This is a genomic window from Rhizobium sp. AB2/73 (genome assembly GCF_020871915.1).
Taxonomy (GTDB): Bacteria; Pseudomonadota; Alphaproteobacteria; order Rhizobiales; family Rhizobiaceae; genus Rhizobium; species Rhizobium dioscoreae.
On the sequence record NZ_CP067071.1, the window covers coordinates 3,291,475 to 3,314,016 of the forward strand.

At 59.3% G+C, this 22,542-nt stretch carries 20 protein-coding genes and 1 pseudogene; 4 read left to right on the top strand and 17 right to left on the bottom strand.

Translation table 11 applies throughout. From position 1 onward, the window contains the following. Positions 1-8 precede the first annotated feature (8 nt). From I8E17_RS16140 to I8E17_RS16195, 12 genes and pseudogenes are all read right to left on the bottom strand, one after another. A pseudogene (locus tag I8E17_RS16140) lies at positions 9-605 on the bottom strand (hypothetical protein); the annotation flags it as partial. A gap of 391 nt (positions 606-996) precedes the next feature. Next, a complete protein-coding gene (locus tag I8E17_RS16145) occupies positions 997-1,155 on the bottom strand; it encodes a hypothetical protein (protein ID WP_173002559.1) in 159 nt (52 codons plus the stop codon). Positions 1,156-1,317: 162 nt separating this feature from the next. Continuing rightward, positions 1,318-1,506: a hypothetical protein gene (locus tag I8E17_RS16150; RefSeq protein ID WP_069611513.1), complete on the bottom strand. Its 189-nt coding sequence runs from the start codon at positions 1,504-1,506 to the stop codon at positions 1,318-1,320. Positions 1,507-1,666: 160 nt separating this feature from the next. Further along, positions 1,667-2,416 (bottom strand): ABC transporter ATP-binding protein, encoded by a 750-nt coding sequence (locus tag I8E17_RS16155; RefSeq protein ID WP_113367176.1) that lies wholly within the window; start codon positions 2,414-2,416, stop codon positions 1,667-1,669. Next, positions 2,413-3,246, bottom strand: a complete 834-nt coding sequence (locus tag I8E17_RS16160) for an ABC transporter ATP-binding protein (RefSeq protein ID WP_069611511.1) — start codon at positions 3,244-3,246, stop codon at positions 2,413-2,415. Before I8E17_RS16160 ends, I8E17_RS16155 begins: the two co-directional genes overlap by 4 nt. Beyond that, positions 3,243-4,169 carry an ABC transporter permease gene (locus I8E17_RS16165; RefSeq protein WP_069611510.1) on the bottom strand — a complete coding sequence of 309 codons (927 nt, stop codon included), beginning with the start codon at positions 4,167-4,169 and terminating at the stop codon, positions 3,243-3,245. Before I8E17_RS16165 ends, I8E17_RS16160 begins: the two co-directional genes overlap by 4 nt. Then, positions 4,166-5,233 (bottom strand): ABC transporter permease, encoded by a 1,068-nt coding sequence (locus I8E17_RS16170; protein WP_113367175.1) that lies wholly within the window; start codon positions 5,231-5,233, stop codon positions 4,166-4,168. Before I8E17_RS16170 ends, I8E17_RS16165 begins: the two co-directional genes overlap by 4 nt. Before the next feature lie 21 nt (positions 5,234-5,254). Beyond that, the gene (locus I8E17_RS16175; RefSeq protein WP_113367174.1) at positions 5,255-6,895 is read right to left on the bottom strand and encodes an ABC transporter substrate-binding protein; all 1,641 of its coding nucleotides are present in this window, start codon (positions 6,893-6,895) and stop codon (positions 5,255-5,257) included. Positions 6,896-6,943: 48 nt separating this feature from the next. Next, the gene (locus I8E17_RS16180) at positions 6,944-8,002 is read right to left on the bottom strand and encodes a dipeptidase (protein WP_069611507.1); all 1,059 of its coding nucleotides are present in this window, start codon (positions 8,000-8,002) and stop codon (positions 6,944-6,946) included. Between the two features lie 187 nt (positions 8,003-8,189). Next, on the bottom strand, positions 8,190-9,215 hold the full coding sequence (locus I8E17_RS16185; protein ID WP_069611506.1) for an ABC transporter permease: 1,026 nt from the start codon (positions 9,213-9,215) through the stop codon (positions 8,190-8,192). A 32-nt stretch (positions 9,216-9,247) separates the two neighbouring features. Further along, on the bottom strand, positions 9,248-10,789 hold the full coding sequence (locus I8E17_RS16190) for a sugar ABC transporter ATP-binding protein (RefSeq protein ID WP_069611505.1): 1,542 nt from the start codon (positions 10,787-10,789) through the stop codon (positions 9,248-9,250). Between the two features lie 73 nt (positions 10,790-10,862). Next, positions 10,863-11,789, bottom strand: coding sequence for a sugar ABC transporter substrate-binding protein (locus I8E17_RS16195; protein WP_069611504.1), 927 nt, complete (start codon positions 11,787-11,789; stop codon positions 10,863-10,865). Positions 11,790-12,161: 372 nt separating this feature from the next. On the opposite strand from I8E17_RS16195, the gene I8E17_RS16200 reads away from it, so the two are divergent. Then, entirely contained in the window at positions 12,162-12,668 is a 507-nt protein-coding gene (locus I8E17_RS16200; RefSeq protein ID WP_113397732.1) for a DUF1993 domain-containing protein, read from the top strand. 6 nt (positions 12,669-12,674) lie between these two features. On the opposite strand, the gene I8E17_RS16205 is transcribed toward I8E17_RS16200, so the two are convergent. The 4 genes from I8E17_RS16205 to traA all read right to left on the bottom strand — a co-directional run bounded on the left by I8E17_RS16205 (position 12,675) and on the right by traA (position 20,078). After that, positions 12,675-14,243 (bottom strand): alkaline phosphatase family protein, encoded by a 1,569-nt coding sequence (locus tag I8E17_RS16205; protein WP_113367173.1) that lies wholly within the window; start codon positions 14,241-14,243, stop codon positions 12,675-12,677. Further along, the gene (galE, locus tag I8E17_RS16210; RefSeq protein WP_069611643.1) at positions 14,221-15,204 is read right to left on the bottom strand and encodes a UDP-glucose 4-epimerase GalE; all 984 of its coding nucleotides are present in this window, start codon (positions 15,202-15,204) and stop codon (positions 14,221-14,223) included. The genes I8E17_RS16205 and galE overlap by 23 nt, the downstream gene beginning before the upstream one ends. A 151-nt stretch (positions 15,205-15,355) precedes the next feature. Beyond that, the gene (locus tag I8E17_RS16215) at positions 15,356-16,039 is read right to left on the bottom strand and encodes a YoaK family protein (RefSeq protein ID WP_069611501.1); all 684 of its coding nucleotides are present in this window, start codon (positions 16,037-16,039) and stop codon (positions 15,356-15,358) included. Positions 16,040-16,193: 154 nt separating this feature from the next. Beyond that, entirely contained in the window at positions 16,194-20,078 is a 3,885-nt protein-coding gene (gene traA / locus I8E17_RS16220) for a Ti-type conjugative transfer relaxase TraA (protein WP_113367172.1), read from the bottom strand. A 191-nt stretch (positions 20,079-20,269) separates the two neighbouring features. Between traA and I8E17_RS16225 the strand changes: the two genes are divergently transcribed. Both I8E17_RS16225 and I8E17_RS16230 read left to right on the top strand, forming a co-directional pair. Further along, positions 20,270-20,494 carry a TraC family protein gene (locus tag I8E17_RS16225; RefSeq protein ID WP_113367171.1) on the top strand — a complete coding sequence of 75 codons (225 nt, stop codon included), beginning with the start codon at positions 20,270-20,272 and terminating at the stop codon, positions 20,492-20,494. Beyond that, positions 20,463-20,771 (top strand): conjugal transfer protein TraD, encoded by a 309-nt coding sequence (locus tag I8E17_RS16230; RefSeq protein ID WP_307777808.1) that lies wholly within the window; start codon positions 20,463-20,465, stop codon positions 20,769-20,771. Before I8E17_RS16225 ends, I8E17_RS16230 begins: the two co-directional genes overlap by 32 nt. Before the next feature lie 28 nt (positions 20,772-20,799). Here I8E17_RS16230 and I8E17_RS16235 read toward each other — a convergent pair whose 3' ends face one another. Beyond that, positions 20,800-20,988 (bottom strand): hypothetical protein, encoded by a 189-nt coding sequence (locus I8E17_RS16235; RefSeq protein ID WP_113352752.1) that lies wholly within the window; start codon positions 20,986-20,988, stop codon positions 20,800-20,802. A gap of 258 nt (positions 20,989-21,246) precedes the next feature. On the opposite strand from I8E17_RS16235, the gene I8E17_RS16240 reads away from it, so the two are divergent. Further along, on the top strand, positions 21,247-22,533 hold the full coding sequence (locus I8E17_RS16240; RefSeq protein WP_113352753.1) for a nucleotide sugar dehydrogenase: 1,287 nt from the start codon (positions 21,247-21,249) through the stop codon (positions 22,531-22,533). Positions 22,534-22,542: the final 9 nt, after the last annotated feature.

Sequence of the window (22,542 nt, forward strand, 5' to 3'; positions counted from 1 at the left end):
CAGAAACGCTACTGTCCGACCGGATAGCCCTCTTCGGGATGGGCGACCGCCCTGTCATTGATGGTGACCGAGTATCCCGCCGCATCGGGCGCTTTTGAGACGGAAATACGGTAATTTCCGCTCGGCAGTTCAATGTCCGCCGCAAAGCCATCCCAGTTCGAAGGCAGAGCCGGCGTGACGAAAAGTCGTCCGTTTTTCACGCGGATACCGAGAATGCCTTCGACAGCGACGCGATACAGCCAGCCGGCGGAGCCCGTATACCAGGTCCAGCCGCCACGGCCCGTCAATTGTCCTTCGCCGTAAATATCAGCGGCAACCACATAGGGCTCTACACGATAGGTATCGGCCTGATCACGATCGCGTGCATGGTTGATCGGGTTCAGCATATCGAAGCAATGCCAGGCATCGTCGCCGCGATCCATCTCGGCCAGCGCCATGACGACCCAGGTGGCCGCATGGGCATACTGGTCGCCATTCTCGCGCACACCAGGCGGATAGGACTTGATGTAGCCCGGATCACGCGCCGACTTGGCAAAGGGCGGCGTGAACAGCCGGATGATGCGGCTTTCGTCATCCACTAGCTTGTCGAGCACGGCATTCATCGCCTTCTCGCCGCGCGCCCTGGCCCGGCATATTGAATCCTCAATATCCGGCAGGAGATGAACTTAAACTGAATCCCCTCAAAAGATGCGCAAATTCCTGTCGGAGCGCATCGTTTTCGCGGCAGGCCGTAGCTTGGCTTGAAGCCAGCGCCCTCCGTCAAACTCCCTATATTTTGAGATGAAGTTTACTGTTTTCGCACGGCACATTCCATTGGCCGAGCAAATTTTCCTTGCCAGGCGAAACTCTGCCGATGAAACGAGATCGGAAGCTGCGCGAGGAGAAAAACAACCAGTCGTGATCGACCGGACCCGCAAACTTCCCGATTTTCAGAGATGGGCCGCATCGGCCCCACATCAGCGGCGGAACAAAGCCACCACCCGACCAAACGTCGCCTTAGACGACAAGCCCACAAACAATGGCCGCGACGAACAGAAATGCAGCCGAAAACAGGACGACATGAATCGCTGTTTGAATCTTCTGCCGCGTCTTGGCGGCGCGCTTGGAACCATCGAACTGATTCACATGCGCATTCGAAATACCCAAATTTGCCATGTGTTGCCTCCGTTCGTTTCTTATATGTCTCTCAGGCCAAGCCCGGGGCGGATATTCATACATTTCCTATCAATTAGGTAGAGATGAATTTCCGTCCAGAACGCGGGCCGAGAAAAATTAAACCATCTGAAGTCGAGGACCCGAAAGATCGGCAATGCCAATTCAGCAAAGAATGCGGCGGGCCCAAATCAAGCTGCGCTCGATGGCGCTGGTATCGGCCGTCTGCTCTTCGGCAGGTCCGGCCTGGCGGCGGCTGTTTTCGTCAGAAAGAGTAGCAGACCGTGCACCTTCCCGTTTCGCCGGAACCGGCGGATGAAGATAGCCCATGGTCATGCCACCCATGAAAAACATGCCTGCCTCCACTTAACGTCTGACCCCTTGTCGGGATCACGAAAGTTAACTGCCATTAACGAGATCATGACAGAATTGCGGCAGGTGTCAATAGTCTATACGATTGGTCGTGTTTAAGCGCCCAGTTCGTTAACGCGCCGCTGAGGCACAAGCCGCCCGCTCAGGCGCGGACGAACCCCTTGCTGGCGACCATCAGATTGCGCGTGTAATCTTCCTTCACATCGCCGATAGCCAGTTCGTTCGCGGTCAGCCTCTCGACGACCGCGCCGTTGCGCATGACAGCCAGACGCTCGCACATATGGGTGATGACGCCGAGATCGTGGCTGACCATAACGAAGGTCAGATGGCGATCCCTGCGAACCTGCTCAAGCAGGTTGAGCACTTCGGCCTGCACCGAGGCATCGAGCGCCGAAGTCGGCTCGTCGAGCAACAGGATCGACGGCTCCACGATCAGCGCGCGCGCAATGGCGACGCGCTGACGCTGGCCGCCGGAGAGCTGGTGCGGATAGCGGAAGCGGAAGCCCTTTCCGAGGCCGACTTCATCCAGCGCCCTGGCGATCCGGGTCTCCGTGTCGCCGATCCCATGAATCGACAAAGGCTCAAGCAGCAACCGGTCGATCGTCTGGCGCGGATGCAGGGAACCGTAGGGATCCTGAAACACCATCTGCACCTGGCGATAGAAGGTCTTGCTGCGCCTGGCGCCCTTCAGCTGTTCGCCGCCGACCTGGATCGTGCCGTCGGTGACGGGCGCAAGGCCCGCAACGGCGCGCAGCAGCGTCGATTTGCCGGAGCCAGACTCGCCAACGAGACCGAAGGATTCGCCCTTGTTCACGTCGATGCCGACGGCGTCGAGCGCATAATAGCCATCATAGACAACACTGAGGCCATCAACTGCGAGTGCTGTCGTCATGCCGCCCACTCCGGCTTGCGGTCGAGCACCGGCAGCGGATGCCTGTTTTCGCCAATGACCGGCATGCAGTTCAGCAGGCCGCGCGTATAGGGATGCTGGGCATTGTTCAATTCGGAAGCCTTGAGTTCTTCCACCACCTTACCCGCATACATGACGATTACGCGGTCGCAGAAGGACGACACCAGCCGCAGGTCGTGCGAAACGAAAATCAGCCCCATGCCACGCTCGGAGACGAGCTTGTCCATGATCTTGAGGACATCGAGCTGGACGGTGACGTCGAGCGCCGAAGTCGGCTCGTCGGCAATCAGCAGCTCCGGTCCGGCGATGAGCATCATGGCGATCATGACGCGTTGGCCCATGCCGCCCGAGACCTCGTGCGGGTGCAGGTCGTAGACACGCGCGGGATCGCGAATCTGCACCGCTTCCAGCATGGCAAGGGCGCGATCACGAGCCTCGGCCTTGCTCACCTTCTCATGGGTGCGCAGCGTCTCGGTGATCTGCTTGCCGATGGTCATGACGGGATCGAGCGAATATTTCGGATCCTGCAGCACCATGGCGATGCGCTTGCCGCGCAATGAGCGCCGCTCTTTGGCCGAGATCGATAGCAAGTCGATACCGCTGAAATCGAGCTTGTCGGCTGTGACGATGCCGTGCGGCGGCGTCAGTCCCATGATGGCGCGGCCGGTCTGCGATTTGCCGGAACCGCTCTCGCCGACGATGCCAAGCCGCTCGCGACCCAGCGTGAAAGAGACGCCGCGCACGGCGTCGATGACGCCGGTACGGGTCGGATAGCGAACCTTCAGGTTTTCCACGGTCAGAAGTGCCGTCATTGCCCGCTCTCCTTCGGATCGAGCGCGTCGCGCAGGCCGTCGCCGAGCAGGTTGAAGCCGAGGCTGACGATGAGGATCGCGATGCCGGGCATGGCCGCCACCCACCATTGATCGAGATAGTATTTGAAGCCGCTCGCGATCATGACGCCCCATTCCGGCAGCGGCGGCTGCGCGCCGAGCCCCAGGAAGCCAAGACCGGCGGCCGTCAGGATCACGCCGGCCATGTCGAGCGTCACACGGACGATCACCGAGGAGATGCAGAGCGGCATGACATGGCGGAAGATGATGCGCAGCGGCGAGGCGCCCATGAGCTGCACGGCGGCGATATAGTCCGAACGTCGCACCGTCATTGTTTCAGCGCGCGCCAGCCGGGCATAGGGCGGCCAGGAGGTGATGGCAATCGCGATGACGGCATTTTCGATGCCTGCGCCGAGGGCGCCGGCGAAGGCAAGGGCCAGCACAAGCTTCGGAAAGGCAAGGAAGATATCGGTGATGCGCATCAGGATCACATCGACCCAGCCGCCCAGATAGCCCGACACCATGCCGATGATCAGCCCGATCGGCGCCGAGATGATCGCGACCAGAATGACGATGTAGAGTGTCCAGCGCGAACCGTAGATGAGGCGCGAAAGGATATCGCGGCCGAGATCGTCGGTGCCGAGAAGATAGCCCGGCGTGCCCGGTGGTTTCAGATAGGCGTTCGTCAGGTCGCCAATGACTGGCGAATGCGGGGCGATGACATCGGCAAGCGCCGCCACGAGCACGAGCGCGATGATGATTGCGAGCCCGATCACGGCCAGGCGATTGGCGGAAAACTGCCGCCAGGTGACGTAGGCGCGCCCTAGCCTCGCCTGCCGGCGCGACTGCGGCCGGTCGGAGAGCAGCCAGTCCCTCAAGCTGGGTTGGGTGGTCTCGACAGTCATTTACGTCGGGTCCTTGGGTCGAGCGTCCGATACAGAAGATCGGAAATCAGATTAATGCCGATGAACACCGTGCCGACGATGATGGTGCCGCCGAGAACGGCATTCATGTCGGCATTGCGCAGCGAACTGGTGATGTAGAAGCCGATGCCCGGCCAGGAGAAGACGATCTCGGTCAGCACGGATCCCTCGAGCAGCCCGGCATAGGAAAGCGCGATCACCGTGATCAGCGGCACGGCGGCACTGCGCAGGGCATGACCCCAGATCACCCGCGTCTCGGAAAGGCCCTTGGCGCGGGCCGCAACGATATATTCCTGGCCTAGTTCGTTCAGCATGAAGCTGCGGGTCATGCGGCTGATATAGGCAAGCGAGAAATAGCCGAGCAGCGACGCCGGAAGGATGATGTGGCGGAACACGTCCCAGAAGACGTCCCATTGTCCCTGCATAGCGCTGTCTAACAGGAAGAACCCGGTGACCGGCGTGAAAGTATATTCATAGGCGATGTCAATGCGGCCGGGATAGGCGACCCAGTTCAGCTTCGCATAGAAGATGACGAGCGAAACCATGGCCAGCCAGAAGACCGGCACCGAATAACCGACGAGGCCGATCACGCGGACGATCTGGTCGATGATGCTGTTGCGGCGCACCGCGGCAAGCACACCGAATGGAACCCCAAAGATGGCGCCAATGATCGTGCCGACCGTCGCGAGCTCCATAGTCGCTGGGAAGACGCGCCGGATGTCATCCATGACCGGATTGGTCGTCAGAACCGACGTGCCGAAATCGCCGCTCAGAGCGCTCACGAGATAATAATAGAACTGCAGATAAAGCGGCTCGTCGAGATGCATCTCGCGCCGCAGACGTTCCAATATCTGCTGCGGCGCGTGATCGCCGGCGATCGCCAGCGCCGGATCGATCGGTATGACGCGCCCGATGAAGAAGGTGACGGCCAGAAGGCCGAGATAGGTGGTGACGGCCACGACGAGGAATCGCAGCAGCCCCATGAAAAAGGGAGCGGCACGGCCCTTTTTGGGCCGCACCTGCATTTTTCGTTCGACAGTGCTCAAAGACCTAGTCCTGCCGGATCATCACTTTGAGATCGGCCAGACGAAGTTGTTGTCGAAGCTCGGACCAAGCTTGAAGTCCTTCACGTCCTTGCGATAGCCGGCGACTTCCGTCTGCTGATAGAGGATGATGAAGGGGCTTGCTTCCAGGAATTTCTTCTGGATGTCCTGATACATTGCGCCGCGCTTGTCAGCATCGCCTTCGAAGAGAGCGGCCTTCGCCAGCTTCTCCAGTTCCGGAGCGGTCCAGGTGTTGCGCCACACGAGCGTCTTGTTGCTGCTGGTATCGGAATTGTCGTCGTTGGTGGTGAAAGTATCGGCGTTGGAATGGGGATCCCAATAGTCCGGGCCCCAGTTGCCGAAGTAGATATCGTGATTACGGGCACGATATTTCGTCAGCTTCTGCTTGCCGTCGCCGGGGATGATTTCCACCTTGATGCCGGCCTGGCCGAGCGTCTGCTGGATGGCGGTCGCGATACCCGTATCCGGCTCGATGCTGCGCACGTCCATGGTGATCGAGAAGCCATTGGGCAGGCCTGCCTTGGCCAGCAATTCCTTGGCCTTGGCGACGTCGAGCTTGAACGGATTCTCATCCAGCGAGCCGAGCATGCCCTTCGGTTCGAACGTCTGGTGGATCTCGCCGATGCCCTTGATCAGCGTCTTGCCGATGGCATCGTAATCAACCAGATATTTGAACGCCTGCTGCACTTCCGGCTTGGCCAGATTGGCGTTCTTCTGATTGAGGCTCATGTAGTAGATGGTGCCCTTCGGCGCGCTGGTCGAAGCAAGCTGCGGGTTCTTCTCGACGGCCTGGAGATCGGTCGGCGACAGGTTGCGGGCGATGTCGATATCGCCGTTCTCCAGCGCCAGGCGCTGTGCCGAGCTTTCCTTCATGAAGCGATAGATGACGCGGTTCAGCTTCGTCTTTTCGCCATAATAGTTGTCGTTACGCTCCAGCACGACAGCCTCGTTGGCGCGCCATTCACGCAGCTTGAACGGGCCGGAACCGGCAAAGCCGGTCTTCAGCCAGCTATTCCCGAAGTCGTTGTCATATTTATAGTCGGCGGTCGGCGTCGCCGGCTTCACATGCTGCAGAACCAGTTTCTTGTCGACCACTTCGGCGACGGTCGCCGTCAGGCAGTTCAGCACGAAGCTCGGCGCATAGGGTTTGTCGACTGTGAAGGTGAAGGTGTTCGCATCGGTTGCTTTAGCCTTCTCCGTCACGTTGTCGCCGGTCAGACCGAATTGGGTGAGAATGAAGGCCGGGCTCTTGTTGAGCTTGACGACGCGTTCGAAGGACCATGCAACGTCTTCGGCCGTGATCGGGTTGCCTGACGCGAACTTCAGGCCGGGCTTCAGCTTGAACGTATAGGTCAGGTGATCGTCGGAAACCGACCAGCTCTCGGCGAGGTCACCCTTGATCTTGGAGGTGTCGTTGATGTCGAGACGGACGAGCAGGCTATAGGTATTGCCGGTGATTTCGGCAGCCGACAGCTCATAGGCTTCGGCCGGATCCATGCTGAGAATATCGTCGAAGGCAAAACCCTCGACCAGCGTGTCCTTGGGCGTCGCGGCATATGCATTCGGCGCCGCCATCAGCAGAAGCGAGAGAGCCGCGCCGGCAGACAGTGCGCGCAAATCGCGGTTCATCTTGGTCATCATCATTGTTTTCATTCCCCTCTTAACAAACTTTACGCAATATCGGCACGCACTTCACCGGCTACCTTCCTTCCAGGCGGACGCCAGGACCCGAAGCCAGTTCTCCCTGCACAGCTTTACAAGATCGGCCTCACCATAACCAGCGTTGCGAAGGGCTTCAATCAGCTTCTGGTTGCCTGCCGCATCGGCAATTTCAGCCGGAATCGTCGCACCGTCGAAGTCCGATCCGAGGCCAACGCAATCGATGCCGAGACGCCCGACGAGATGATCGACATGCCGAACCATCGCCTCGATCGGCGTGTCGGCATCCGAGCGCGCGTCGTCGCGCAGCATCGCGGTCGCATAGTTGAGGCCGACGATGCCGCGGCTTTCCTTGATGGCGTCGAGCTGCTTGTCGGTGAGATTACGTGCGACGGGCGTCAGCGCATGCGCGTTGGAATGGCTTGCGACCAGCGGCTGATCCGAGGTCTTCGCCACATCCCAGAAGCCCTTTTCGGTGATATGGGCGAGATCGACGAGAATGCCGAGCTGGTTGCAGGCGCGCACCAGCGCGAAACCGGCCTCGGTGAGGCCAGGTCCAGTATCCGGCGAACTCGGATAGGCGAAAGGCACGCCATGGGCAAAGACATTGTTGCGGCTCCAGACGGGGCCGAGCGAACGCAGACCGGCGGCATAGAAGGTTTCGAGCGCGACGAGATCGGCATCGATCGCCTCGCAGCCTTCCATGTGCATAACAGCAGCGAAAATGCCTTTCTCCATGCAGTCGCGGATGTCGGCCGTGGACCGGCAGAGCTTCCAGGCGCCGGCGCGGTCGAGTCTCAGCGCGATCGCGGCCATGTCCAGCGCGATGTCGAGAGAGGGCGCGCGCTCAAGCGGAGCCGCCAAAGGCGTGGCATAATGGCCGTTGCTATCAGGATCGGCGAAAACGAGATCGCCCGACGGAATATAGATGGCGCACAGCCCCCCGGCCAAACCGCCGGCCTTAGCCCGCGGAGCATCGATGTGACCGCTCGACGTCCCATCCCGGAATTCGGCGATCGGGTCGGCGCCGTCGCGCGCGTGATGCCAGAGCCTCAGGAGAACGTCGTTATGACCATCGAATACGGCTTGCATTGTCTATCCCGGATGAAGCGCTCGAGTGAGCGAATGGAAAGCGGTCAGAATAGAAAAGCTGACAGGATTCGCCATACCCAAATGAAAAAAATTTGCATTTGCATGGAATGGCATCGTCAAATGGAAAAGGCGGGGTAAAAACCCCGCCTTGAGAGCATGTTAGAACGCTGACGATGTGTCGGGCATTTCAGCGCTTGGCCCGCTTCTTCTGGCGGTAGACGTCGATGGCAACAGCCGCGACGATGATGAATCCCTTGGCGATTTCCTGGTAATAGGCATCGACATTGAGGAAGGTGAAGCCGGAGATCATGACGCCGAGGATGACGGTGCCGATCACCGTGCCGGCGATGCGACCGACGCCGCCGGTCAGCGACGTGCCGCCAATGACCGCTGCCGCGATCGCATCCAGTTCGTAGTTCACACCCATGCCGGCCTGCGCCGTCTGCACGCGGGCGGCTGTGATGATGCCGGCAAGGCCGGCCAGAAGCCCGGCAATCGCATAGACCTTGACCAGATGCCCCTCGACATTGATGCCCGATACGCGCGCGGCCTGCACATTGGCGCCGATCGCATAGGTGAACTTGCCGTACCGTGTGTAGCGCAGCACGACATGGAAGAGGACCGCGATGATAAGGAAGACGACGACCGGCCAGATTCCCGACCCGATGAAATTGAACTGGTCGGTCAGGCCTGAGATCGGCTGCCCCTTGGTATAAAGCTTCGACAGGCCACGTGCCGAGACCATCATGCCGAGCGTCGCGATGAAGGGCGGGATCTTCGTTTTCGTGATCAGCTGCCCGTTGATGTAGCCGGCAAGCAGGCCTATCAGCAGGCCGATGCCGATCGGCACGAAGAAGGGCATGTCGGTCAGTGCGGGATAGACGGCCCTGGCCCATGTCGACGACTGGGCAAAGCTCGCGGCGACCATGGCCGTCAGGCCGACGACGGAGCCGGACGAGAGGTCGATACCGCCGGTGATGATGACCTGCGTCACGCCGACCGAGATGATGCCGATGACCGAGACCTGCAGGATCATGATCTTCAGGCGCTGCAGGTTCATCAGGAAGCTCTGGCCGACGAAGATCCAGCCGAGGATCTCGCACAGGAGCGCGATGCCGATCAGCACCAGGAAGATGCCGAGTTCGGGCGGCACGCGGCGACGTCTTGGCCGTGTGACCGCCGGGGCGGTCGCCTCTGCAACTTTGCTAACCATGGTTCAATCCTCCCTTGCGATGATTGGCGGCGTCACTGCGCGGCCAGCTCCATCACCTTCACTTGAGTTGCGTCCGCACGATCCAGGAATCCCGTGACCCTTCCTTCATGCATGACCATGATACGGTCGCTCATGCCAAGCACCTCGGGCATTTCCGACGAGATCATGATGACGGCGACGCCGTTGCGCGCCATCTCAGTAACGAGACGATGGATCTCGGCCTTAGCGCCGACATCGATGCCGCGCGTCGGCTCGTCCAGGATCAGAATGCGAGGATTGGTGAGCATCCACCGGCCGATCAGGGCCTTCTGCTGATTGCCGCCAGACAAATTCTCGATGCGTTCGTCGAGGTTCGGCGTCTTGACGCGCAACTTCCTGGCCATTTCCTCGCAGGCCTCTTCGATCGCGCCCTCCTGCACGAAGCCGCCGCGCACGAACTTGTCGTGCAGCACGGCCACCTGCATGTTCTCCAGTACGCTCAAGATGAGAAGACAGCCCGTATCCTTTCGGTCCTCCGTCAGGAAGGCCATGCCGTGGCGGATTGCCGCCGCCGGCGAGGAAATCTCGGCCTTCTTGCCAAAAAGCTCGATCGTGCCGGAAGTAGCAGGCGTCACGCCGAAGATGGTCTCGGCCACATTCGACCGGCCCGATCCGACAAGCCCGGCCACCCCGAGAATTTCGCCGGCCCTGACATCGAAGGAGACATTGGAGAAGACGCCGTCGAGGCTCAAATCCTTGACCGACAGCACGGTCTCGCCGATCGGCACCTCCTCCTTCGGGAACATCTGCGTGATCTCGCGGCCGACCATCATGCGGATGATGTCGTCGCGCGTCACATCGGTAGAGGCATGCGTGCCGATATATTTGCCATCGCGGAAGACCGAAAACTCGTCGGCGATCTCGAACAGCTCATTCATCTTGTGGGTAATATAGACGATGCCGATGCCCTGGGCGCGCAAGTCGCGAATGATCTGGAAGAGATGTGCCACCTCGCGCTCGGTCAACGCCGAGGTCGGCTCATCCATGATCAGCACGTCGGAGTTATAGGAAACCGCCTTGGCAATCTCGACCATCTGCCGGCTGGCGACGGAAAGCTCGCGCACCTGGATTTCAGGGTCGATCGAAATGTTGAGGCGCTGGAAGAGCTCCTCGGTCTTGCGGCTCATCTCCGCATGGTCGACGAGACCGAACCGGTTCTTCGGCTCGCGCCGGATCCAGATATTCTCGGCAACGGTCATGAAAGGCATCAGGTTCAGTTCCTGATGGATCATGGCAATGCCGTTTTCCAGCGCGTCGAGCGGCGATTTCAGCCGGATTTCGACGCCCTTGAGGCGTACCTCGCCCTGATCGGGGATATAGATGCCGGCAAGGATCTTCATCAGCGTCGACTTGCCCGCGCCGTTTTCGCCCATCAGCGCGTGCACCGTCCCGCGCTTCAGGCGGAAGGAAACGTCATCGAGGGCAAGCACGCCGGGAAACTCCTTGCGAATGCCTTCGGCGCTCAACAGGTAGGTGGCGTTGGGAACAACACCGCTGGCGCGCACCGCCGCCATGGTGGATGGGCTCACAACCATTTTTCCCTCCCGGGCAGATCGGATTTCAAGGGATGCGGGCAATAAGACCCGCATCCGTCTATCACTCTCGTCTTCAGTTCTTCTTGACGAAGTCCTTGACGTTAGCTGGCGTGACGAGCTGGAAGGGAATGTAGACCTTCTTCTCGACCTTATCGCCCTTGGCAAGCTTGAGTGCGGCATCGACTGCACCCTTGCCCTGACCGGCGGCATCCTGGAACACGGTAACCTTCAGGTCGCCAGCCTGCATGGCGGCAAGCGCGTCCTGCGTGGCGTCGACGCCCGCAACGACGATCTTGTCCAGCGACTTGCCGGAAGCTTTCAGTGCCTGGATAGCGCCGATCGCCATCTCATCATTGTTGGAGATAACCGCATCGAATTCGATGCCGCTGGAGAGCCAGTTGGTCATCAGGTCGGCACCCTGGGTGCGCTGCCAGTTGGCGGTCTGCTCCTGAACGATCTTGATGCCCTTGCATTCGTCGGTCGCCACGACATCATGAACGTCCTTGGTGCGCATGCGGGCAGCCTGGTTGGAAAGCTCGCCCATCATGATGACGGCCTTGCCCTTGCCGCCCAGCAAGCGGCAGACTTCCTTGGCTTCCAGCGTGCCGGATTCCTGTTCGTTCGAAGCGACGAAAGCCTGCTTATCCGGAAGGCTATCGACGTTTGCCGGCTCGCGGTTGACGTAGACGAGCGGGATCTTGGCATCGGCGGCAAGCTTGGAAATCGCAGCCGTCGCGTCGGTATCGACCGGGTTCACGATGATGGCGTCGACCTTACTGGCGATGAAGTTTTGGATCTGACTCTGCTGCTTGGCGATATCGTTCTGCGCGTCTTCGACCTGCAGGGTCACGCCCTTGTCCTTGGCGTAGTCCTGCATTCCGTTGCGCAGAACGGTCAGAAAGTTGTCGTCGAAGAGCGCCATGGAAACGCCGATGGTTTCAGCATGGGCAGCAGTCGACAGCATAAGCGCCATCGCAGAGCCAAGGATAAGTTTCTTCATGTTTTCCTCCCAGATAAGGTGCCCGGCCACACCCCTCCTAAATGCCGGAGCCCCCAGTCTCGACTGCGGGGCCATTATTCAATCGGCCGTCACTCCCATGGCAGCCATATCGAAAACGGAACAAACAAACCGTAAAATTCTCTATCCGGAATATTCATTCCATTTTTCAAGGGAAAGGTCAACAGCAAATTCTGGTACCCGAAACGGGAACTTACGACGATGAATTTTCTCGTGTCCGCTGGTGCAAGAACAGGCGGTCCAACCCTACATACGAGCGCCGATACTATGGAACGATTATTCCATCGACATGGAAACGGAATAGAATGTCGGCAAACTCACCGGCCGCGCCGCGGCCCGCAATGGAGAAGACAGATGCCCTCGATGTACAGTTTCTCGGTCCCCATCTTTCAACGCGGCCTGCAAAACCTCTCGATCTATCTCGACAAGATCGAAGCCTATGCTGCTGAAAAAGGTATCGCGGCGGAGGAACTCGTTTCCGCGCGCCTGATCGACGACATGCTGCCGCTCTCCGGCCAGTACCAGCGCGCCTCGGATACGGCGAAGCTCACCATTGCCCGCCTTGCCGGCATCGATGCGCCGCGCTTTGAGGACAATGAAGTCACCGTGGCGGACCTGCGCGAACGCCTGAAGAAAACGCTGGATTTCCTGGCAACGATCACCCCGGCGACGATGGAAGGAAGCGAGACAAGAGACGTGACGATCACGCCGGGAGGCAACAAGATCGTTTTTAAAGGTGAGGATTATCTGGCGAAATTCGCGCTGCCGAACTTCTTCTTCCACGTGACGACGGCGCACGGCATCCTGCGCAGTCGCGGCCTGCCTGTGGGCAAGATGAATTATCTCGGTGCACTTGGCTAAACTGATTCAGGGCCGGAGTGAGACCGGCCCTTTTTCCGTCAGTTCCGTATAGGCGAGCGTCTGGTCGAGATGCTCCGCGCGAAGGGAAAGCAGCTTTTCGGCATAGGCAAGCCTGATCGCCATATAGGCGCCGTCTTCGGCGACATTGGACAGCTCGGCGGGATCCTTCGCCAGATCGAAGAGCAGCGGCGGCAGCCCGGCGCAATGGACATATTTGAAGCGCTCGTCGCGAACGACCGCCAGATTGCAGGCATTGGACCGCAAGCCGAAATGCTGCTCTGGGACACCCTCGGCGATATCGCGGAAATCGAACTCCCAAAAAGCCGCGTCGCGCCAGTTTTCCGGCTCGGAACCGGAAAGGAACGGCAGCAGGCTTTCGCCATCGACATGATTTGCCGGGGCGATGCCAAGCCGGTCGCACAGGCTTGGGAAAATATCCGCGGCACTGGTGAAATGCTCCACCTGCCGGCCGTGCGTGGCAAGCTGGCCGGGATCGCGAATAACGAGCGGCACATGATAGCTGCCGTCGAAGAAACCGCCCTTGCCGAGCATCCAGTGGTCGCCCATCATCTCGGCATGATCTGATGTGAAGACGATGATGGTATCGTCCCAGGCGCCTGCATCCTTCAATGCCTGCCAGATCCGGCCGAGCTGCGCGTCGACCTCGGCAATCATGCCGTAATAGATCGCGCGGATCGCCGCAAAGTCTTGTGACGTCCAGTCGCTGATGGAGCCTTTGCCGCCATAGATGAAGCCGCTCTTGCCGATCAGCGGTAGGCCAAAGGCGAGCAGCGGATGCGCTGCCATTTCCGTCTCGCGATCGGCGGCGCGCGCAAAGGCCGGGCCGTCGGCGGGCGAAAACATACGGTTATAAGGCTCCGGCACCGAGAAAGGCGGATGCGGCCTTAGGAAGGAAACATGCGCGAACCAGGGCTGATCCTGTTCGCCGAGCCAGCGGATGAATTCGCCCGCCAGAAAGGCCGTCTGCGTCTCCTCCTTGGAATAGGCGGGTGCGTTGCTGGAAATCTCGCCGGATTCGGCGCGGACGGGAATATGGATATCCCGGCTGACGGCATCGGCATGGCCGCGCGACCGCAGCCAGGAAAGCCATTGTTTCTCGTGCTCGGGCAAAAGCTGCCGCGGCGTGAAGCCGGGCAGTACGCCCTCATAGGTCGTCAGATGCGGATCGTGGGGATCGCGGCTGCGCGGATCGGGCGCCGTGTCGGTATAGCCGAACAGCGTCGGGTCATAGCCGGCCCGCCGCGCCGCGAGCGCGACATTGTCGAAACGGCCATCCAGCGGCGAACCATTGCGGCAAACACGATGGTTCATCTGGTAAAGACCGGTATAGAGCGTCGCGCGCGCCGGCGAACAGGGGGCCGTTCCGGCATAGTGCCGCCGGAAGAGCACGCCTTCCCGCGCGAGCGCATCGACATTCGGCGTCTTCACGCATTGATGCCCGACGGCGGAGAGGCAATCTCCCCGCCACTGGTCGGCTGAAATCAGCAGGACGTTCGGGCGTTTGCCCTCAACACCAGCGACAGAACGCCGTTTAGTGCTGGTTGGATTTGGCATGCCAATTCCAGGCGGATTGGATGATCTCGGTCAGGTCATATTGCGGCGACCAGCCGAGAATATCGCGAGCCTTGTCGTTATTCGCGACAAGCGTCGTCGAATCGCCCTCGCGGCGGCCGACATACTCGACCGGAAACGGCCGGTTCGACACGGTCTCGATCGTTCCGAGCAATTCCTTCACCGTCGTACCGGTGCCGGTACCGAGGTTGAGCGCGACGGAATCGCCGCCATCAAGCAAATATTGCACGGCGCGCACATGAGCGTCGGCAAGATCGAGCACATGGATGTAATCGCGCACGCAGGTGCCGTCGCGCGTGTCATAATCGCTGCCGAAGACCTTGAAGCCCTGACGGCGGCCAAGGGCGGCATCGATGGCCAGCGGGATCGCATGGGTTTCCGGCGTATGCCATTCGCCGATGCGCCCCTCGAAATCGGCGCCGGCAGCATTGAAATAGCGCAGAACCACGGAGCGCAGCCCCTTGTATTGGTCATAATCCGCCAGCGCCTGCTCGACGATATATTTCGTGCGGCCGTAGGGATTGATCGGCACCTGCTGGTGGCTCTCGTCCAGCGGCACGCTCTGCGGCAGACCGTATGTTGCGCAGGTCGAGGAGAAGACGAAAGCCTTCACACCGGCCGCCTGCGCTGCGGACAGCAGCGTCAGCGTGCCGATGACATTGTTTTCGTAGAAGGCGACGGGATCCTTGACCGACTCGCCGACCTCGATCAGTGCGGCGAAATGCAGGATGGCGGCAGGCTTGTGCTTGGCCAACACCTCGTCGAGGCGCGCCCGATCGCGGATATCGCCTTCCTCGGCCGGACCCCATTTGACGAATTCGCGATGCCCATTGGAGAAATTGTCGTAGACGACGGGTTTGAACCCCTTATTCGCCAGATCCAGACAAGTGTGCGAACCGATATATCCGGCTCCGCCGACCACAAGCACCGTTTCTCCTGCCATGACCATCCCTTCTTAACTCACAAGGATTTGCCGCCTCGAATGCGGCGGACCGGTTCGATCCGACGCGTACACTTAGAGAGCTGTAGCCGACTTGCAAGGCGGGAGAAAGGAGCAAGATTGGTAGTCTCAAGAATGGACGCAGGCGAAAAAGCTAAGCCGGCTTCACCTCCGCCTTGCCGCTATGCATGAGAATTCCCGCAAGCGCCAGAACCGGCGGCAGCAGGAAACAAGCCATGCCGACGATCAGGAAAAGCGCCGCCGCCAGCGCGCAGCCGAAGGCAAAGCCGCCGACGGCCGCTCCCATGCGGCGAAGCCGCGCCCTCATCGCCGCCTTTTCTTCCGGCTTGGCACCATGGAGCAGATCGGCGATGTCGATCATGATCTGCGTCGTCGTGCCCGTCATCATGGTCGTCGGTGGTGTCGAGCCGAGGTGAATGCGATGCGCCGTCGTCTGGATGGCCATGGCCGCGACAAGGGTCATGCCAGTCAGAAGCGGCTGCCAGCCATCCCCGTCACCAAACGGACCGAAGCGCAAAGCGAGGATCGCCGCGAACGCTAATAGCAGCAATTTCAGCGAGAGGATGATCTGCAGCGTCGGCAGATTGCGCCGCGAGAGATCGCCGCCAAGGAGACGGGCGAGAATGACGACGACGCAGAAAACCGGCAACGCCAGAAGCTTGGCGAGAGCGCCCGACGTTCCAAGCGCCAAGGAAGCGCCGAGCGTGACGAAATTGCCCGTGACATGCGCCGTGAACAGGCCATGCAGGGCAAGAAACCCCGCGGTATCGACATAGCCGCCATTGATGCTCAGAAGGGTGGGCAGGCTCGGCTTCATTGCTTTCTCGCTCGCTTCGATCGTCTCCGACCTTATCGCGCCGAATGACCTCCGATGTCGAGACGTTTGCGCGCTGGAGAAGCGAAACATCGCCGTGCGGCGCCGGTCGGTCCGGATATAAGCCTATCGTTCCCTCTAAAATCTCCGGATGCTCTCAGCGATCAACGCCACGGGCATGGTTGATCGTTCGAAGTTGGCGCTCGGCGATAATCTCCTCTGCCCTATCTGTAGCGACGACACGTTGGACCATGCGCAATTGGCCCAGGATGGCCTTGAAGTCCGTCTGCTGAGACTTTGAGACCATCTTGGCAGCATCAGCTTCATTGCGCAAAATGACACCGGGTCCGAAGCGAGCATCAAGTGCCTTGCTAACGAGAGAAAATTCCTGACGGACATCTGCCGACAACGACCGGACCAATCGTGCCAGTTCGCGCGGCTTCTTCTCCGTCTCGGACGAAATGTGTCGCAGCGCTGTCTGAGCGGTTCTCGTCAACGCCGGAATAGGTATTGCCATCCGTTCCCGCTCTATCATGACCGCCGCTTTTTCGTTCTCAAAAGCGCTCAAGTAAAATCGCCCCAGAGAGCGTACATTAGCACCAACTGCTTCAACCGCCCGCAGAGCTTCCCTACGCTCTCGGCCACCAGCGAGCAGCCTATCCATCATTCTGCCGCTACCGCGCAAAGGGCCATAGGCAGTTGGCTCTGTGGTGACGGCACGCGCAATACGCTCAGGGTCGATCTGCTTGTGCACCAGATCTTCGATCATCGCCACGGCGGCTGCGGGATCGCGCCAGATCACGGACCCCGTCGCGGTGAGTGCTGCTCTCGCCTGTTTGTAATGCTCAGTCTCGCTCACGCGTGTTCGAGCCTCCTCGTCGAGGCTTACATTGAATTTCGTGACCGCCGGCAACATCGCAGGCGATGCGAGTTGGGCGAGACGCGCCTCTTCTGCAAACGATCGGGTTAGGGAGTTCACCGCGGGTAATAGATCGGAAGCATCCGCCGTTGGAACGGGCAAGGCGTCTTTGTCGTGTGTTGCGTGAATAGCAGCATTTCGCCCTGAAGTTTCGACTGCGACCCCGAAGGGCACGTTCGGCCGTTGCCAGAGCCGCGCCACATGATCACCCTGGGCAATGAGCCAATTGGATAGACGCTCAACGCGTGCGGTGACTGCGTGACTATGGTCCGCGATGGTGTCGATGCCGCGCCGCTTTGCGAAATCGAAAGCCACGGATTGATAAGACGGCTCATTTTGGAAATCGAGCGTTGTGGTCTTTTCGCCGGGGCGCGACAGCCGTTCAATCAGTTGCGCAAAGAACGTTGGTCGGTGATTGTCTGCGGCAGGTTGCTCCGTCCGAGCCTCGGCCTTGCCAATGGGATAGGCCGTCCAAATATTGCGTTCGACAACACGATCCTCAAAGTGCCTCGCACCCATTTCCTCATCAACAACAGGCGCTTTAACGGTAACTTTTTCAGTCCCCTCCTTGCGCATGGTCACAGTATCCCCGACCCCGACGCCGGCCTCCTCAAGCGCCTTGGGCAGATTGACGCCCCAAAGGCGATGCGTGGTTCCATCGTTCGTTCTGACGTCAACATAAGGAGAAGGACCGGAGTCGTCCTGCTTGTGAAACTTCGCAAGTCCGATTTCAACAAGCTCGCCGGTAATGCCAGCCGCATGCTCGACGCGCGCCGTCTTGGCCCGTTCGAACCTTGGCTGAAAATCTTCCCCTGCCGCATAAAGATCGACACGCTCGCGATGACGCGTCATGGCAACATATGTCAGGTGCCGGTCCATCATTCCGGTTGCCAGCACGAAAGTGCGGTCGAAGGTCGATCCTTGGGTCTTGTGAATCGTTGCGGCATAGCCATGGTCGACATTGCGATAAGTGTCTTCGGAGAACATGACATCGCGACCACTGTCCAACCGAACGAAAAGGAATGGTACCCCGCCTCGACCCGCTGTCGATATGACCGTTCCAAACATGCCGTTCTTGACGTGCTGAACAGTTAAGTGAGGGGCTTTCGGTTCGACGAAACGTGCATTTTCGAGGAAGATGATCCGGTCTCCCTTACTAAACTCACGTATGCCGCGCTCTGTACGAAACGACCTGCTTTCCCCAAGCGCATCCTGTTGCAACATGACCGCACGGATCGCGTCGTTGAGGCGTCTCACATCGCTGTTAGAGTGGGCGAGAACCATCAACTCGTCGCCACGCAATTTACGACCTTCGGCCTCCACCTTGGCAATGGCATCAAGGCGGGCGCTGACCCAGTCGGAGACGATGCGTTGAACCGCATCATTGCGCGTGTCACTTTCAAGGAGATGGCCATGGGCGCTATAGGCACTCAAGGCTTCCTCGACATTTCCACGAGCAAATAGACGAGACGCCTCTCGCGCCCATTCGTGTCTCTGGCGGCGAACGCCGACCAATTCGGCAAAGCCGATGCGCTCGACGACGGCACGGAAGGCAGCCCCCGCCTGGATCGGCTGAAGTTGCATCGCGTCGCCGACAAGAACCGCTTTCGCCCCGGCATCCTCGACGCGTTTGAGGAGACGTGCCATCTGTTGCGACGATACCATGCCAGCTTCGTCTAGGACCAAGACATCGCCCTTCTGAAGTAGGTCATGATCGTTTTTCCAGGCAAGCTCCCAAGCGGCAATCGTACGCGAACGGATCCCGGAACTGCCAGTCAATGCCTCCGCCGCCTTGCCGGCGAGCGCTGCTCCGAGGACGCGCCTGCCGTCTCGTTCCCAGGCGAGACGTGCCACACTCAGCAATGTCGATTTGCCAGCGCCCGCAATCCCGACGACCGCGGCAATGCCGCTATCGGCCGTGATATGCCGAACCGCATCGAGCTGCTCAGCGTCAAGGCGGATGACCCTGTCGGGAGCCGCCTCAATCTCACCTATGGCGGCATCAACTTGGGATGACGATACCGCGAAACCACCCATGTTCGAGAGATTGAATGCCGACCGCGCCATATGGAATTCGGTTCTGATCGTCGCGCGCGTCGTGAAGACCGCCGGCAGCTCTACCCCACCAGTTTCCGCACTCACCTGCTGCGGCCGCAGCATTACCAAATCGTCCGACGCCATCAGTTTCGCGCGGATATTGGCAAAGACGATTGGATCATCAACGTGGCGGTGCAGGGCACGGGCGATCTCGGCTTCACCAAAAGTCGAGCGCTCATTGCTGAGTTGCCTAAGCAGTAGACCGGGGTCGGCAGCAAGGCGATCCGCCGTCTCGTAACGCCGCGCCAACGCCGCCGGGGCGAAATAGACATTGGCACCCTTGCGTAGAAGCGCCGTGCGGGCAGGACCGAGATGACGCTGCCCCATTCCCCGCAATCCCTGCTCCTCATAGGAGCGGCCGTCTATGCGAATATCGTGACCGGCAAGTGCCAGATGGCGCGTTACCGTTTGAGCCCAGGCAAGCTTCCACTCCTCCATCGTTTCCTTGTTGCCTGCCCACGGACGGTAAATGATTGCTCCTTTCGGCCTATCTGGGCTTTTGAGGCGCAGAGGCTCGCCGGTGTCGTCGACGATAGCGATCTGCTTCGGCCCAAACCCTTCCGCGGTCAGCGGACGCAGTGTGGTCATAACGTGGACGTGCGGATTTCCCTTCTTATCGTGATAGACCCAGTCTGCAACCATTCCGCACGACAGGAGGTTCTCGCGAACGAAATCGCGCACCAGCGCGATATTCTCAGTCCTGCCGAGCTCGTTTGGAAGCGCAAGGATAATCTCGCGGGCTAACCGTGCATCACACCGGGTCTCGAAGCAATCGACAGCATTCCAGAGCGCCTCACTGGCGCCGGCAACCGATCGTCCGTCGATTAAAGTTCGCAACCATGCCGGTGTATCGTCAGGCAGAGCGAGTTCCTCATGGATGAGTTCGTCCGCCCTCGCGGAGTAGCGGAACTTAGTCCCTACCTGCTCATCCGTCATCTTGGTACGATGCCGATAGGCAGCAGCCGAGACAACGCTCTGTCCCGCTCCGCGGCTGATCATTTTCGCTCTCAAAAACATAATAGCCAAATTTGACTCTTCCTTTCCCAGCACATCGGTACCGCATAGATATCGAGAGACCTGGCGAAAAGGCCCATAATAGGCCGGTTTTCTGGGATGAATTCCACTTTCCTATATTATTTCAGTCCATTTGACTACTGCATTTAATGCAGTATAAAAGATTCCATTAGATTTGATCCCGATGAAAGAAAGGACAGGGCATGCGTGCAAGAAGCACGGCTTCCGAGATGGACACGCAGATCGAGCTGCTCAGGGAGAAGCGCAAGAGGATGGTCGCCAAGGACAATGAACGTTTCGCTAGCGCGGCACGGAGGGCAGGTCTCGCGGAACTGGACATTTCCGACGCCGAGCTCAATGAGGTTCTCGCCGAAATCACAGCGCGATTTCGCGACGGTGAAAAAAGGAAAACGGGCGCATCCACTTAAGAGGCTAGATCAGCGGATTATGCTTCTCGAACGCAGGCAGCAGCGTGACATGATAAAAGATCGCAAGCGCGAAACGCGCGAAAAGATGATCTTCGGCGGATTGATCATCAAGGCTGGCTTGCGAAAGGCCGATCGTGCGTTCCTGCTCGGCGCCTTGATCGAGGCGAGCCGGATCCCGCCTGATACCGCGCAATACCGCCATCTACACAAGATTGGTATGGAAGCGTTCCGCGCCGATGCACGCATGACGAATTCGGAAAGCAAGGACCTAACATGACGATAAAGTGAGGTGGCGCGCGCAAATCTTACTCCGCGCGCTCGGCCTCGAGAGCGGCAATCTCGTCGGAGATTTCCGCGATGCGTTGACGGAGCTCCGCCTCGGTACCGTCGTCCACCTCGCCTTCGCCAAAACAATAGCGGGCAATGTGCAGCTCAAGCTTGGCTTCAAGCTGCTCGCGCTGTGTGCGCAGATGTTTGAGATAGCTGTTTCGCATTGCGAATACGCTTTCAAAGAAATGAAGTCACTCCCAATAAATAGGTTCGAAATCAGAAAGTTTCGATAGACGTCCCATCACCCACCTGAAACTCTTGTCACGAAATGCCGCAATGCCGCCGTTTCACACTTGTTTCAAAGTGACCGACCGCTCATCACATTCATGCGACTGCGGCTGAAATGATCCCGAGGGCAAATATTAGGCGCTGACATCAGCTTCAAATTCGGGCTAATTCAGGCGGAGTGTTCGAGGTATGTTGTGTTGAACGAAAAAATTGCCGTCATTGGCCTCGGTTATGTTGGCCTACCTGTCGCGATTGCGCTTGCCGAAAAATTCCATGATGTGGTCGGCTTCGACATCAAAGCCTCTCGCGTCACTGCGCTGCAGGCGGGCAAGGACGATACCCGGGAGATTTCTTCTGAACGGCTGCGGTCGAGCGGACTGCACATCAGCAGCGAGATCGAGGATCTCAAGGATCGCGATATCTTCATCGTTGCCGTGCCGACGCCGATCGATCGGAACCGCCAGCCCGACCTGCGGCCCATGATTTCCGCCTCGCGCACCGTCGGCAAAGTCCTGCGCAAGGGTTCGATCGTTGTCTATGAATCGACCGTCTATCCCGGCGTTACCGAAGAGGTCTGCGGCCCGGTGCTGGCGGAAGTTTCCGGGCTGCGCCAGGGCGAGGATTTCCATGTCGGCTATTCGCCGGAACGAATCAACCCTGGCGACAAGGAACACACCTTTGAGCGCATCGTGAAGGTCGTCGCCGGCGATGATGCGGAAACCTTGGAAAAGATCGCCGCCATCTATGGTGCCGTGGTCGAGGCGGGCATTCATCGCGCCCCGAGTATTAAGGTGGCCGAGGCCGCCAAGGTGATCGAAAACACCCAGCGCGACGTCAACATCGCACTGATGAACGAGCTTTCGATCATTTTCGAGAAAATGGATATCCGCACCGCCGATGTTTTAAAGGCGGCACGGACGAAATGGAACTTCCTGCCCTTTACTCCCGGCCTGGTCGGCGGCCACTGCATCGGCGTCGACCCCTATTATCTGACTGCCAAGGCAGAAGAGCTCGGCTATCATCCCGAAGTCATCCTCTCCGGCCGCCGCATCAATGACGGAATGGGCGCCTTCATTGCCCAGAAGCTCATCAAGATGCTGGTTGCGGCGAAAAAGCCGATCAATGGCGCGCGCATCGGCATATTCGGTCTGACCTTCAAGGAAAATGTGCCTGACCTGCGCAACAGCCGCGTTCCCGACATTATAAGCGAACTGCATCAGTTCGGCCTGGAGCCGCTGGTGCACGATCCGATGGCGAGCCATGCGGAAGCCGAGGAGGAATACGGCATTCGCCTGATGGAGCTGAAGGATTTCGGCAAGCTTGATGCCGTCGTGCTTGCCGTTCCCCATAAATCCTATCTGGCGGAAGGTGCAGCCACTATCCTCGATCTCTTGAGCGAGAACGGCGTCGTCGTCGACGTGAAGGCAGCTCTCGATCGGAGTAATCCTCTGCTGGAAGGTCACTCAGTCTGGAGTCTGTAAGGCTGAAAC

Coding starts and splice junctions, on each gene's coding strand:
- I8E17_RS16185 (WP_069611506.1), bottom strand. CDS start 9,215: ATGGTTAGCAAAGTTGCAGAGGCGACCGCCCCGGCGGTCACACGGCCA.
- I8E17_RS16145 (WP_173002559.1), bottom strand. CDS start 1,155: ATGGCAAATTTGGGTATTTCGAATGCGCATGTGAATCAGTTCGATGGT.
- I8E17_RS16180 (WP_069611507.1), bottom strand. CDS start 8,002: ATGCAAGCCGTATTCGATGGTCATAACGACGTTCTCCTGAGGCTCTGG.
- I8E17_RS16160 (WP_069611511.1), bottom strand. CDS start 3,246: ATGACGGCACTTCTGACCGTGGAAAACCTGAAGGTTCGCTATCCGACC.
- I8E17_RS16190 (WP_069611505.1), bottom strand. CDS start 10,789: ATGGTTGTGAGCCCATCCACCATGGCGGCGGTGCGCGCCAGCGGTGTT.
- I8E17_RS16195 (WP_069611504.1), bottom strand. CDS start 11,789: ATGAAGAAACTTATCCTTGGCTCTGCGATGGCGCTTATGCTGTCGACT.
- I8E17_RS16215 (WP_069611501.1), bottom strand. CDS start 16,039: ATGAAGCCGAGCCTGCCCACCCTTCTGAGCATCAATGGCGGCTATGTC.
- I8E17_RS16155 (WP_113367176.1), bottom strand. CDS start 2,416: ATGACGACAGCACTCGCAGTTGATGGCCTCAGTGTTGTCTATGATGGC.
- I8E17_RS16150 (WP_069611513.1), bottom strand. CDS start 1,506: ATGTTTTTCATGGGTGGCATGACCATGGGCTATCTTCATCCGCCGGTT.
- I8E17_RS16235 (WP_113352752.1), bottom strand. CDS start 20,988: ATGCGAAACAGCTATCTCAAACATCTGCGCACACAGCGCGAGCAGCTT.
- I8E17_RS16175 (WP_113367174.1), bottom strand. CDS start 6,895: ATGATGATGACCAAGATGAACCGCGATTTGCGCGCACTGTCTGCCGGC.
- I8E17_RS16225 (WP_113367171.1), top strand. CDS start 20,270: ATGCGTGCAAGAAGCACGGCTTCCGAGATGGACACGCAGATCGAGCTG.
- I8E17_RS16200 (WP_113397732.1), top strand. CDS start 12,162: ATGCCCTCGATGTACAGTTTCTCGGTCCCCATCTTTCAACGCGGCCTG.
- I8E17_RS16165 (WP_069611510.1), bottom strand. CDS start 4,169: ATGACTGTCGAGACCACCCAACCCAGCTTGAGGGACTGGCTGCTCTCC.
- galE (WP_069611643.1), bottom strand. CDS start 15,204: ATGGCAGGAGAAACGGTGCTTGTGGTCGGCGGAGCCGGATATATCGGT.
- I8E17_RS16205 (WP_113367173.1), bottom strand. CDS start 14,243: ATGCCAAATCCAACCAGCACTAAACGGCGTTCTGTCGCTGGTGTTGAG.